Origin of the sequence: Desulfogranum marinum, from assembly GCF_016918565.1 — a bacterium.
GTDB lineage: Bacteria > Desulfobacterota > Desulfobulbia > Desulfobulbales > Desulfobulbaceae > Desulfogranum > Desulfogranum marinum.
Map to the genome: position 1 here is coordinate 15,643 of NZ_JAFFQD010000007.1, position 13,633 is coordinate 29,275.

Genomic DNA, 13,633 nt, shown 5'->3' on the forward strand with positions numbered 1-13,633 from the left:
CTGTCCTGAAACAACTTGAACATCTCGAATCGCATCTTCAGGTCATCTTTGGCTGCTCTTCAATCACAAAGCCCTCAATGTAGCACAACTACACTAAGCCTGCGGCTTTGTTCAATTAGATCAACCAAATCTAACCTAAATATGAGCGCGATATCGTCCAACTTATTTACGGACAGCTCCAAGACGCTGCTGCAATTCGTTCCGGGTCGTGAGCAGCGTCTTCTCCCAAAACGGGCGCTGAGAAAGATCGGTGTGCTCTAGATACCTGTCCAACTCCTGCACACCTTGATCAACACGACCTGTTGCAGCAAGCGCCTCAGCCAGGTTGTTCATAGCGGCAGGGTTATCGTTATCACCCATGAGCAACTGCCGGTACAGTTTAATCGCCTCCAGGTAATGGTGCTGAGCCAACCGGACTGTTGCCAGACCAAAAAGGGCATCATCATAGGCAGGCCATCTGCTGAGCAGAGCCTGGTAACACTGAGCTGCAGGCTCGACTTTTCCGGCGCCCTCCAAACCGGCAGCTGCTGCCAGGTATTTTTCCCGATCAAGGGTCGCAGGCAATTGCCCCGGCTGCAACACCACCATGCCCCAGTACCCCGCCCTTTTCCATGTCCTTAAAAAGGTCGATTCGTTGATGAGCAACCGTTTTTCGTCAGCTGATCGGAGGATGAGCGTATGTTCCATGCCGCCAACCACCACGGCATAATGATACATTCTCAAACCTGCACGACCATAATCCTGCAGGACAAGAACAGGTCGCCCGGCTTCAAGCTCGGCAATAAGACCAGCTAACGTCCCCTGTATTACATAGGGCAGACGACCATACCCCCTTGTCGCTGCCATAAGCTCTGCCTGCAGGCTCCCCTTCCTTCCAGGCAGGTACACCTGGGAGGTAAGGGCATCGGGCGCCACGTCTATACGACTGGACTGAAGAACTGTGGCCAACGCAGCAGGGCCGCACTGGTATTTCTTTTGAGGGAAAAAAACGGTATCAACAAGCTCTATCGGCTTATTGAATAAAGGGGGGCCTATGCGAGAAGGATGGATCCCACATCCCGATACCACCAGGATGCAGATGAGACAAGCCCATTGCAACAGGCCCCGAAAAAGTATCATCTATATTTGTCACTATTCAGCAAAAATATTAAAACTATCACTCTACCTCAAACTGTAACTGGTTACCTATATTTTATTAAAAATATTGGTAACTCCAACCAGTTCCAGAATTAGCAGGACCAGAAAAACGGCACCGATAATCTCCAGCATACCACCGGCTGGAAGATCAGCAATATGCCGCTGTACCTGCAACAACTCTTCAGGAGTCATATGGGCAATCCTTGCGTCCACATCTGCCGGTTCCACACCCAGCTCAATGAACTGCGCACGAACGCTCTCCTGGTTCACGAATGCTTGAATCTGCTCACGTTCAGCACTATAGGACTGCCCGGCAAGGTAGCTCTCTGTGCCGATAATCTTTGCCTGGGCTGCAGGCAGCATGCTTGAACAGGTAATAAAAACGGCCAGGAAGGTATAAATAAAAAAGATGGTTGCTCTCTGCATATATGCTCCTTTTCCACTATTCCCTGCCTGGTGGAGAAATCATTTTCTTCCAGCCAGGGTAATTTTAGTAACAAACGCTCTCCACCCAATACGGGCAAATAGTCTCCAAATCTCAAGCGCATTACTATACATGGATGAGGCAAGGGAGCAAATATTTTCGTGCACTACAACTGAGGCTGCAACAAATGCCTGACGCCCAATAAGCAGCTTTATTACTCAGCCCGGATTTCTCATCAATAAAGTTTTTCGCAGGGCAAGGCACAAGCCGCGCAGCAGGTAAGCGCAGACTCCGATAGTAAACTACCGCAAGTGGTTTGTAACGTAGATCCTGCGGAAAAATCTATTGACCCGAAGGGGGATCTTTTTGATTGAAAACGAAAAACAGACTGTTAATTGCACAATTACTTTTTAGATAATAATATCAAACAATTGAGTTTAAAATCAAAAAGATCATGAGAAATTCTGGCTAGATTGGTGGTGCAATGGTAACCACTATACGCATATCAGTGATTGCCTTTACCCCGTGGGGTTCACTGATATCGCAAATCAACATATTTCCGGTTCTGGCCGGCATGGTCACATCACCATCAGCCAGAAATTCGCCTTCTCCTTCAATAACCATAATGCTGAGCTGCCCCTCAAGATCATGGGAGTGAATCGGAAAGAGTGCCCCTGCGACAAGATTAAAATTGAGAATCTTAAAGTGTTCCGAATCATGGAGCACTATGCTTTTCATGCCCATCGGGCTGAAGTCACGGGTGGTATCCAGATCGAGCTTTTTCATGGGAACGATCTCATGGTTGCATTGATGTAATTAAGTGCCATATGCAACAATTTATGCATTCTCATCGGAAGGTAAAGCAGCAAGTACCGCTGCGGCCTCACTATTGGAACCTAATAATAAGGCCAGACCCTTGGTGCTTTCATTGGCGGCCAAAGTAATTTTCAAGGCCATGGTCAGCGGCACGGACAGCAACATTCCAATGGGCCCAAGCACCCAGCCCCAGAATGCCATAGAGATAAAAATAACCAGGGTGGATAACCCGACCCCAGCACCCATAATGCGCGGCTCAAGCAGGTTACCAATCACCACATTGATAACCAGATACACGGAAGCTGTAGCCAGAGCCGGCCCGACACCGAGTTGTACCAAGGCGAGCAGGACCGGAGGTACAGCCGCAATAATGGATCCGATGGTCGGCACAAAATTAAGCAACAACGCAACCATGCCCCACATCACAGCAAAATCGACGCCAATGATCTGGAGGCTGACAGCGGCTAATATTCCAGTGCCAAGACTTGTCAAAGATTTAAGAAAGAGATAGCGGTTAACGCCTTTGCTGATGGCTCCATATTTTTCTAAAGCACCTTTACCGCCACCGGCAATGGCTTGAACCTTTGCCGGGATACCTGCTGCTTCCAACATGATGAACATGAAGGTGAGCAAAATCATAAAGGTATTTTTCATCATCCCGAGCAGATTGTTCAACATACCGCCGACAATCGCCATCAGTTTTCCAGGATTAAACTGGTCCATGATCATGTCATCGGTGATATCGATTCCAAACCCCTCCACCCAAACAATGCCCTCCCGGGCAATACTCTGCAGGCGGTCCTGATAATTGGGCAGTGCCTTGGAAAAATCTGCAAGCGATGAACCGATCAAGGTGGTCAGGCCCAGCTGGATGATGATCACCACCACAACAACCACAAATACCGACAGAGCGACAGGCACGTTTTTTTGTCGTAACCAAAAAAGAGGAGGACTACAGATGATGGCCAGAAAAATTGCCAGTAGAAAGGGAATTAAAAGCGATTTAGCCGACATGATGCCGGCGACAACAACCACAAAAGCTGCTAAATGAATGAGCATACGACCTCATTTTGTAAAAAATGAATGAACAAAACTCCTGCAGAATCTTTTCATCTCCTCCCACTATACCTTGCTTTGCTTCTGTCGACTACTAAGATAGGCCTGGATAATGCCGCTGAAGATGATCACAGCACAGCCTCCCATCTGCAGAGGAGAAAGTGTTTCGTTAAACAATACCCAACCAAAAATTACCACTGCCACAGGCTCTACATAGGCAAGGGTACCGAAAGTTGCCGCCGGCAGACGACTCAAGGCCATTACTGCGCAGAAAATAGCCAAAAAACCAGGGAGAAAGCCCGTGCCAATCATCCACAACCAATTAACGGGACTGATGGTAGGCGGATCCAACGCCAACAATGGCAACATAACTGCCGCTCCTGCCAGTAACTGGTAAAAGGTGCGCGTATAGACGTGGATATCCGTTTTGACAATTCTATTGAGTAAAATAAATGCCGCATAGGCAACCATGGAAACCAAACCGCATCCTATGCCAAGTAAGTGATCACTACCGCCTTGTATATCAATGGTGAACTCCATCATCATTGCAAACCCGAAAAGAGCGCTGCAGATAAGGAGCAGTCCACTCCAGCTTAATTTTTCCCCTAAAAACAGATGGGCAAAAAGAGAAGCTGCGACCGGAGCGAGATACACCAGCATGATCGCATTAGCCATGGTGGTAAAGTTCATGGCCTGGACATAGAAAATAATGAACCCGGCCAACATCCCGCCATTGATTAACACCAGCCAGGAGGGCCATTGGCGCAGACATTGTACACGACCGATACAGAGTAAAAAGAGCCCCATGAAACCTGCACCGAAAAAAAGCCTGCAAAATGTAACGGTTTCTGAAGAGAGACCGGTCAATTTGGAAAATATACCAATAGTGCCCATGAAAAGGGCGGAGAGAACGGCCGCAAGGATGCCCACTGTTTCCATTGCAATATACCTTTTATCAGCCCGGCAGAGCTGAAGTCTCTTTTTCCTGCTTAAACACTGTCCACAGCTGGGAAATCAGCATCCCGCCAAGCATGAGTATACAGCCGGTCAGTCCTCTGCCGGAAAGAAATTCATTGAGCAGCAACCACCCTCCCAAAGCGGCAAAAGGTGATTCCAGGCTCAAGATAATAGCGGCATTTGCGGGATGTGCTTTGCGTTGTACAACAACCTGCAGCGTATACCCTGCGCCCACAGAGATAACTCCGCCGTAAAATATTGGTACCCCTGCCTGAACAATGGAAGCAAGCGAAATGGTCTCTAGGGCGACAGCCACTCCAAGGCTCAGGAAACCGCAGACAAGAAACTGTACCATCGCCAACTTCACAGGCGAGGTTCGAGGAGAAAGATATCCCAACACCAGCACATGACATGCCCAGAACACAGCACCAATGGTTTCCAGAAGATCACCAAAGGCAATATGCAGGGTTCCCTGGATACTGAGCAGATAGAGCCCTGCCACCGCAAGCAAGGCACCGATCCAGGTTCCTGCGTTGGTCCGCTGTCCGAACAGGAGACCGATAATCGGAACAAAAACCACATACAAACCAGTAATAAACCCTGCTTTTCCGGCGGTTGTGTACTGGAGACCTACCTGCTGCAAGGTGGCTCCGGCAAATAAAAAGACACCGGCGATAAGCCCCGCCGTCCAGGCACTCATCTGCTGTTCCGTCAAAACCGGCTGCCTGCTTCTCCGCATTACAAGGGGCAACAGGCAACAAGCGCCAAGTATAAAGCGCAATCCATTAAAGGTATACGGGCCGACGTGGTCCATGCCCACGCGTTGAGCAACAAAGCCAAAGCCCCAAATCAGGGCGACCAGCAACAATAGCAGGTCTGCATACGGGCTGCTCTTTTCCCTAGGTTTAACCATTCTCTACTCTTTCAGCATTTTTTAATGAGTTACCGTTAATTAATGAGTTACCATGAATTCAAGGTAGCATTACGGCAGGTTCGGGTTTAATATATCAAAAAATATTTTTGGTCTCTTTTTGATAAGAGTTGAGACCCTATCTCTTTACGTATGAAAATGCAGTAAAAAATCAACTTCCTCGGAGTGTAACAATGATAAGGTTTATATCTACCCTTCTCCTGCCGACCATAGTGCTCCTCCTTTCCGGCTGTGGCGGAAAAGACGAAACTGCCTATTCAGGCAAAATCTATACTCCAACCGACAAAATTGCGACCGCTTTCCAGTATACGCAGGTTCCTCGTCCATGCAGGGTTTTTGCAGAAACCTTTGCCATGCTCCCTGCTAACCAGAGCGGCAAAGATATTCAAAATCTGGTTTTTAAGGAAGCCGGTGCAAAAGGAGCCGACCTGGTCCTCATTGGTCAAACCCGTAAGATGGAAGATGATGTGGAAAGCCAGTTTATTTATTACGGGCCGGAACAGGAATATCTCTGTGCGGAAAAATGGTGCGGCTGGAAATATGGGTACGATGAGTGGGAGGATCAGGGAGAGTGGGTTAATATCGGGCTCTCCGAATGGGGGAACAAAACCGTTTTCTTTGAAGATCCCCTTATGATGCAGGTCGCTTTTCTCCGCTGCCGATAACAGCCTACTTAGCGCGGGGCAGCATTTCCCGCGCGTCCAGTGCACCACAAGTGCCCTTTCAAGAAAACTGGACTTTATCGGGAACCGACCTCATAAAACCAGCAAGTTTCGATTCCAACGTGCAGTGCGTTACAGCAATAACTAGTTCAGATATACAGAATAGGATTCATTAACAGTTGCGTCCTGATTATAAGCCCGACAATAAATCATACTCTGAAGTTGAGCAATGCCTGATTAGTGGCCGAGCAAAACGCAATTGTTGATAAATCCTTGAGAACTGGACTGCGATAAGAGGGCAAGAACGTTTACGTTTGCGATGGGGATTGAATAAGGGGCGATGGAGACGGTGTAAGAAGAAAAATCAACCGTTTTTAGAATGATAAGCTGCATGCAAAACTACTGCCCCTTTTAGGCAATCTGGAAAGGAGGCAATATTTCCGATTTATTGTCGTCACCGCGAGGTTCCCTTTCTTTTGAGGGAAAATATGCCTCTAAAAGGGCGCACGTTCTCTGTGCAATTCGTATTAACTTTTCGAAAAACGTGAACCTATGGTGCCAGATACTCTCAGGAAGTATCTGAAAATGGTTCCGAAAACGCCTCAAGATAAACCATTTTTCCCTGTCCACATTCGGGGCCCCAAGAAAGGGCAACTCCCGTCAACCGTTGCATCATGTCCAGTACAGTTTCGGCTACCTGTTCAACATATACTGCATTGGGGGTTAGCAAGTGCCTGATTAAACTGACACATTCCTTCTCTCCATTTCTCCCTCGATCAGGCTGAGGGTGAAACGGGCGTTAAGAGAACCTTAGCAACTGAAGAGATGCGACTGATATTAAATCGTTTTCAGTTCCCAAGCTATTTTATATAGTACTTACTGTTGGTGCTGCTTAGGACGAGGTATCCCATCATGTTGTAGACAAGCTGGGCAACTGTGAACGAATAACCATGGAAACCTGGAATCGGGGAGTACTCAACGACATCGAAACCGATACATATTCTACTGTTCATAATCTGCTGTATCAGCCACATTGCCTGGTACCAGGTTAGGCCACCAGGAACGGGCGTACCTGTAGCCGGCATAAGTGAACTGTCCAACCCGTCGATGTCAAAAGTGATGAACACCTTTTTAGGAAAATCAACGGGAAGTGAAAGTTCATGGCCTTTTTTCCAGATATCCTCGCTATCCAGAAAAGGTATTGAATGAACGAGACGATATTCCTGTTCTTCGCTGGAGTAACTTCGAGTGCCGAGTTGATAGATGGGTATGTTTTGCTCATGGATTCGACGCATAACACAGGCATGGCTGTGGGGAGAGCCTTCGTAGGAATCTCGAAGGTCCGCGTGTGCATCAAACTGGATAACGCCGAAATCGTCAAAACGGTCCACAAGAGCTGAAATAACACCATGTGTGACAGTATGCTCCCCCCCTAGGACAACCGGAATTTTATCCACTTGCAGTGTCGCATCAACACACTTTCTTATACGATTCAATACGTCTTCCACAGGCCCACTGCAGTCCACGGGTGAAGTGGTGTGGAAACCATGTTCCGCAGGAATGCATCCCTTGGTGAGAAGTTCAAGCTGGCATGATGCTTCAAGGATTGCATCCGGTCCACCGGCTGTGCCTGCCCCATAGGAGACAGAACGTTCGAAAGGTACCGGTATGACATGGAAGAGTGCATTCTCCGGAGCAGATGGTGGAACATCCTCACCATGGAAATACAGAGGTTTGGACTTTTTCATGCTATGCGGCTCCGGTAATCATCATAAGTGAAACGGCGAATAAGGCGCAAGATGTTTTCCTTGCTGGAGCAGGTATAGATTGCGGGCAGTTCAACCCCGTTGAAGGTATTGTTCTTCACAAATGAGTAGAGAGCCATATCGGTGAGAACCAGCCGTTGCCCTGCATGAAGCGGCGTATCAAATGAATAGTCGCCGATAATATCACCGGCAAGACACGATATACCACCCAGGCGATAGGTGTGACCCAGCTCCTTCTCTTTTGCGCTGTTGACGATATGAGGACGGTATGGCATGGCAAGAACATCCGGCATGTGTGCCTCAGCTGAAGAGTCGAGAATCGCCATGTGCATGTCTTTATGGATAGTATCTATCACACTGGTAATGAAAACTCCGCTGTTGAGCACCACTGCTTCACCCGGCTCGAGATAGACGGAGATGTTGCCATATCTTTTGCGAAAGTCTGCAATGGTATTGCAAAGCAGTTCCAGATCATAGTCACTACGTGTAATGTGGTGCCCTCCGCCGAAATTGATCCAGCGCATCCTGTTTATATATTTGCCGAATCGTTTCTCAAAACTTGCAAGAACGCGGACAAGGACATCTGCATCCTGTTCGCACAGTGCATGAAAATGCAGGCCGGATATGCCCGTAAGGTCAACACCGTCCAGATCTTCAAGGTTTAAACCAAACCTAGACCCTGGCAGGCAAGGGTTATACAGATCCACTTCCACTTCTGCATGTCCGGGGTTGACGCGAAGGCCGACCTCTATAGGATGACTCGCTCTGGAGACAAGCTGTCTATGAGTACGCCACTGGCTGATGGAATTAAATATGATGTGATCCGAGTAGTGAACGACCCGCTCCATCTGGGCAGCAGTATAGGCTGGTGCGTAGGTATGAACCTCGCGGTTAAACTCCTCTCTTCCCAATTGAGCTTCGATCGGTCCACTTGCACAAACACCATGCAGGTATTCGCGAATAACCGGAAAAAGTGCCGGCAAAGCAAAGGCCTTCAGGGCAAGGAGAACCCTGGCTCCAGTCCGTTGTTGAACGTCAGCGAGAATGCGGCAGTTGCGCCGCACAGCATCCTCGCTGATGAGATAACATGGTGTTTCAACCTGTTTAATTATTTCTTGAGGAAAATCAAACAGCGTTTGTGAGTCAGAAATATTCATTGCTCAGATTAGTCAGGCAATTCGCCGTTGAAATCGACCGACTGCCAGGGCAAACCGTTTTTGTTCAGTTCGTCCATGAATGGATCGGGATCAAGTTGCTCCACATTGAACACGCCCTCACCCTGCCATATTTTTTTGAGCATCAGCATAGCGCCGATCATGGCTGGAACACCGGTAGTATACGATACCGCCTGGGAATGCACTTCGGCAAAGGCTTCTGCGTGGTCGCAAACATTGTAGGTATAACGTTGCTTTTTCTGCCCGTTCTTTTCCCCTTTGAACACACAGCCTATAACCGTCTTGCCTGTATAGTTGCTGCCAAGTGATCCAGGGTCTGGAAGCAGCGCCTTCAGGAAACGAATCGGAATGATTTTCCGCCCCTCAAATTCAACCTCGTCAATACGGGTCATCCCCACATTTTCAAGAACCTTCAGATGAGTAAGGTATGGCTGCCCGAAGGTCATCCAGAAACGGATGCGCTTGAGACCTTTGATGTGTTTGACCAGAGATTCCATCTCCTCATGATAAAGCAGGTAGCTTTCACGGGGACCTGCAACAGGGTAATCGAAGGTGAAATGTACACAGTCATCATCAAGAATTGGCGGGGTCTCAATCCATTCCCCCTCTTTCCAGTGCCGAACAACCTGGGTGACCTCTCGGATGTTGATTTCCGGGTTAAAATTGGTTGCAAAGGGATGACCGTGATCACCGGCATTGCAGTCAAGAATATCAATGGACTCTATGGTGTCGAACTCGTGCTTTTGAGCGTGGGCACAAAAAATGTTTGTAACGCCCGGATCAAACCCACAGCCGAGAAGAGCCATCAGCCCTTTCTCTTTGAATTTTTCCTTGTAGGCCCATTGCCAGCTGTATTCAAAATGAGCGGTATGTTCAGGTTCGTAGTTGGCAGTGTCAAGATAGTGGACGCCACATTCCAGGCAGGCATCCATTATAGTCAGGTCTTGATACGGCAGGGCAACGTTGATGATGAGTATAGGTTTAATTTTGCCGATAAGTTCTACCAGCTCTGGAACAGAATCGGCATCGACTTGTGCCGTATTTATCACAACTCCCGTTAACTGATTTACTTCCTCAGCAATAGCCTCACATTTAGCTACAGTTCGACTGGCAAGCCATATATCAGTGAAAATATCGCTGTGCATTGCACATTTTTTTGCTACTACATTGCCGACACCGCCGGCTCCAATGATAAGTATTCGGGACATGTTGTCCTCCTTTATAAAAAACGTATCTTTACCGCTAGATATCAGTGGTGCTTTGTTTCTCAAAATAGGTATACCCTCGCAATCCTTCTTCAAAGTTTGCCAGAATCGATTTTCGTTCATGAGGGGAGACTAATCCGTTCTGTATGGCATCTTCTGCCTGGGCTTTAAGCCTGGTCCTGATGGCACGAATATCATACCCTACATAAGAGAGCACATCGGCCACGGAGTCTCCCTCAAGCTCAAGGATGAATTTATAGCTGCCGTCATCGTTGACATGGATTGACACCACGTTGGTATCTCCGAAAAGGTTGTGCAGATCACCCAAGGTTTCCTGATATGCCCCAACGAGGAAAACGCCCATATAATACTCTTCATCAGGTTTAAGCGGGTGGAGCATAATATTGCTTTTTTTCTCGATGATACCGGGAAAGCTGTCTATCTTGCCATCACAGTCGCAGGTAATATCTGAGATAATGGCCTGCCGAGAGGGTTTTTCAAGATGGCGATGCAACGGCATTGTCGGCAAGATCTGGTCAATAGCCCATACATCAGGCAATGACTGAAAAAGGCTGAAGTTGCCATAGTAGATATCGTAGATTAACCGATTCATCGTCTGCACATCTTTAGGGATGTGTGTAAGCTCTCTCGAAAATTCGGATATTTTTATCAGGATATGCTGGACGAGATTTTCTGCCTGTGCCCTTTCACGGATGGTTATATGCCCGTGCTTAAAGAGCTGCCTGGCTTGGCTGCGGTAAAACAGGGCATCGTTGCAGCATTCTTGAATGTCCTTGGCCGAGACCATGTTGTAGGTGGTCATCAGGTTTTCGAGCAAGTCGCTGTCCACATCCGGTAATGTGGCTGGGATTGGATGCGGCTCAAATGAACTGACATCTAATATATTAAAAATAAGGACAGAGTAGTAGGCGACAATAGCCCTGCCCGATTCGGTGATGATAGTCGGGTGCGGTATGTCGTTTTTATCGAGTACGGTAATGATCGATTCGACAATATCGCTGCAATACTCCTCCAAAGAATAGTTGCGGCTCGAATGTGAATCTGTGTTAGAACCGTCGTAATCCACCGCAAGGCCACCGCCAAGATCAAGGTAGCCCATGGGGGCCCCTTCTTTCACCAGTTCTTCATAAAGTCTGCAGGCCTCCATGGCGCCGGCACGGATATCCCTAATGTTAGGAATCTGGGACCCGATGTGGTAGTGGAGGAGCTGCAGGCAGTCGAGCATCTCTTCTTGCTTGAGCCGATCTATGACATCGATAATGTGGCTCATGGTAAGACCGAAAACAGAGCTGTCTCCACCCGATTCCGCCCACTGGCCTTCTGCTTGTGTGGAAAGCTTGATGCGCAGGCCGAGTGTTGGGGTAATATTGTGGTATTTTGACCGCTCAATGATGAGGTCAACTTCTCCTGGGACTTCGATTACGAAAAACACCTGGTATCCCATTTTTACCGCAAACAAGCCGAGATCAATAAATTCTTCGTCTTTGTACCCATTGCAGATCAGGCAGGCGTTACGGTTTTTAAGCATGGAGATGGCAGCGATGAGCTCAGGTTTGCTGCCGGCTTCTAGACCGTGGTTGAAATTTTCCCCGAATTGACCAATCGCCTCAATGACCTGTTCCTGTTGGTTCACCTTGATTGGAAACACGCCCTTATAGACGCCGCGATAGTCATTTTCCCGAATAACCTTGCGAAAGGTTTCGTGAAGAAGCTTGATTTGGCTTCCGAGAATATTCTCGATTCGAAGCAGCACCGGCATGGACAGACCTCGCATTTCGATCTCTTGGGCGATCTCATACAAACTAATGCTTGGTCCGTTGTCGGCCCCACCCGGGGTGACCACAACATCTCCAGCTTCGTTGATTGAAAAATAATTGGCTCCCCACTTATCTATGCAGTAGTGCTTGGAAGCCTCTTGTGTTGACCAGCTCTTTGAGTGGAGAGTGTGGTTATTCATCTTGCAGTTCCTTGCTACTGTGAGAATTCTCTTCGGCGCCAGAGGAGTTATCATACTGGTTTTCAAGATCATTTACCAGTTCTTCGAAGCTAAATTGTATAGCTTCAGGATCCTCATCTGCTGCTGCTTCAATTTCAGATAGTTTGACATCAGGGTTTAATGATGCACTCAATGGACTGGCTGCCATTACGATAAATTCACCCTGTTCCTCCGGCTGAACATCTACCCTTTGGGTTGAACGCCAGAGTGCAAAAATTGCGACCGTGCTTAACATCACACCCAGACTTCCATAAAAAGCCTGCGGGCCAAATATCTCCATAAAAAAGGCGGTAACAGGAGAGCCTATTGTAGCTCCCAACGCACTCAACAGCACTAGAGTCCCACTGGCGGCAACCATTTGGGTAGGTGTCAGGTAATCATTGGTGTAAACGCAGCATAGGGAATACAAAGGCATGGCCAATCCTCCAACAGTGGCAATAATTACATAGAGCAAAATGCCTCCTCCTGTAAAAGTCATAGCGACAAAGGATACTGCAGCTCCCCCCGTACAACTGAAAATAATTACCTTGATTGGTCCACAATGATCCGAAAGCCAGCCCAGTGGGTACTGGAAAAAGAATCCGCCAAAAATGAGTGTACCCATAAAAAGAGAAACATCCTTTACTGACAAACCAATGTCGGTGGCATACACAGCCCCCATACCAAAAAAGGTACCTATCGTCATTCCTGTGATAAACATGCCAAATGCCCCAAGCGGCGAGACCTGGTAAAGTTTTAAAATACCGACATGTTCAAGAATGCCGAATTGGGGCACACGTGCCGTCGATAACAGAATCGGAATCACAGCTAAACTGATCAGAAATGAGACCAGAACGAATAACTCAAAACCGGAAGGATGGAAAAGGTTTAATAACATTTGCCCACCTGCCATCCCACCAAGGGAGACGAGCATGTAGAAACTTAGCAATTTTCCTCGTGTTCCATTCTCGGCTGCTTCGTTAATCCAACTTTCTGTAACTATATAAGTGCCGGAATAGGCAAACCCTGTAACGAGACGCATTGTCCACCATATCCAGGGATCAACAAAAACGGCCTGTACAAGGATTGAAGTGGATGCAAGTGATGCCAGAGCAGCAAACGTGCGAATATGACCAACCTGGCCAATGAATTTGGGTACTATATTGCATCCAGCAATAAGGCCAAGGAAATAGCCGGACATTACAAAACCAGTAATGGTTGTCCCAAAACCCTCCAAAGAAGCACGCACCCCTAGAAGGGTTGCCTGTAATCCATTTCCCAGCATGATTAGTCCCATGCCTAAAAACAGTGCCCAGCAGTTGGAAATAACACTCAGCATTTAATATTCTTACCCTTTGAAGGCGTTGTTGGTGTTTTTGTTGAGGCGGTCATTAGTTATGAAATTTAGTTATGAAATTAAATTTGAGTGATTACCGGATTCAAACTACCTAAGCCTGAATGATATCAGCATCCTTTCGAGGTGCGATGCTCCTCATCATTTCAAAGAA

12 protein-coding genes are annotated in these 13,633 nt (G+C 47.6%); 1 reads left to right on the plus strand and 11 read right to left on the minus strand.

Features of this window, described 5'->3' with window-relative positions:
• Positions 1-162: 162 nt before the first annotated feature.
• The 6 genes from JWH17_RS05945 to JWH17_RS05970 form a co-directional block, all read right to left on the minus strand.
• Positions 163-1,119, minus strand: a complete 957-nt coding sequence (locus tag JWH17_RS05945; protein WP_205221673.1) for a PA2778 family cysteine peptidase — start codon at positions 1,117-1,119, stop codon at positions 163-165.
• Positions 1,120-1,185: 66 nt separating this feature from the next.
• Positions 1,186-1,563, minus strand: a complete 378-nt coding sequence (locus tag JWH17_RS05950; protein ID WP_205221674.1) for a PA2779 family protein — start codon at positions 1,561-1,563, stop codon at positions 1,186-1,188.
• Positions 1,564-2,029: 466 nt separating this feature from the next.
• Positions 2,030-2,347, minus strand: a complete 318-nt coding sequence (locus tag JWH17_RS05955) for a cupin domain-containing protein (protein WP_205221675.1) — start codon at positions 2,345-2,347, stop codon at positions 2,030-2,032.
• 51 nt (positions 2,348-2,398) lie between these two features.
• Positions 2,399-3,436 carry an AI-2E family transporter gene (locus JWH17_RS05960; RefSeq protein ID WP_205221676.1) on the minus strand — a complete coding sequence of 346 codons (1,038 nt, stop codon included), beginning with the start codon at positions 3,434-3,436 and terminating at the stop codon, positions 2,399-2,401.
• A 63-nt stretch (positions 3,437-3,499) separates the two neighbouring features.
• Positions 3,500-4,372 carry a DMT family transporter gene (locus JWH17_RS05965; RefSeq protein ID WP_205221677.1) on the minus strand — a complete coding sequence of 291 codons (873 nt, stop codon included), beginning with the start codon at positions 4,370-4,372 and terminating at the stop codon, positions 3,500-3,502.
• 16 nt (positions 4,373-4,388) lie between these two features.
• Positions 4,389-5,303 carry a DMT family transporter gene (locus JWH17_RS05970; protein ID WP_205221678.1) on the minus strand — a complete coding sequence of 305 codons (915 nt, stop codon included), beginning with the start codon at positions 5,301-5,303 and terminating at the stop codon, positions 4,389-4,391.
• 191 nt (positions 5,304-5,494) lie between these two features.
• On the opposite strand from JWH17_RS05970, the gene JWH17_RS05975 reads away from it, so the two are divergent.
• Positions 5,495-5,986, plus strand: coding sequence for a hypothetical protein (locus JWH17_RS05975; protein ID WP_205221679.1), 492 nt, complete (start codon positions 5,495-5,497; stop codon positions 5,984-5,986).
• Between the two features lie 857 nt (positions 5,987-6,843).
• On the opposite strand, the gene speB is transcribed toward JWH17_RS05975, so the two are convergent.
• The 5 genes from speB to JWH17_RS06000 are packed head-to-tail and all read right to left on the minus strand — an operon-like array spanning position 6,844 to position 13,464.
• Positions 6,844-7,731, minus strand: a complete 888-nt coding sequence (gene speB / locus JWH17_RS05980) for an agmatinase (RefSeq protein ID WP_205221680.1) — start codon at positions 7,729-7,731, stop codon at positions 6,844-6,846.
• Complete coding sequence (gene nspC, locus JWH17_RS05985; RefSeq protein WP_205221681.1) at positions 7,728-8,906, minus strand: carboxynorspermidine decarboxylase; 1,179 nt, start codon at positions 8,904-8,906, stop codon at positions 7,728-7,730. Before nspC ends, speB begins: the two co-directional genes overlap by 4 nt.
• 8 nt (positions 8,907-8,914) lie before the next feature.
• The gene (locus JWH17_RS05990) at positions 8,915-10,132 is read right to left on the minus strand and encodes a saccharopine dehydrogenase family protein (RefSeq protein WP_205221682.1); all 1,218 of its coding nucleotides are present in this window, start codon (positions 10,130-10,132) and stop codon (positions 8,915-8,917) included.
• Between the two features lie 34 nt (positions 10,133-10,166).
• Positions 10,167-12,107 carry a biosynthetic arginine decarboxylase gene (gene speA, locus JWH17_RS05995; RefSeq protein ID WP_205221683.1) on the minus strand — a complete coding sequence of 647 codons (1,941 nt, stop codon included), beginning with the start codon at positions 12,105-12,107 and terminating at the stop codon, positions 10,167-10,169.
• On the minus strand, positions 12,100-13,464 hold the full coding sequence (locus JWH17_RS06000) for an MFS transporter (RefSeq protein ID WP_205221684.1): 1,365 nt from the start codon (positions 13,462-13,464) through the stop codon (positions 12,100-12,102). The genes speA and JWH17_RS06000 overlap by 8 nt, the downstream gene beginning before the upstream one ends.
• Between the last annotated feature and the right edge of the window lie 169 nt (positions 13,465-13,633).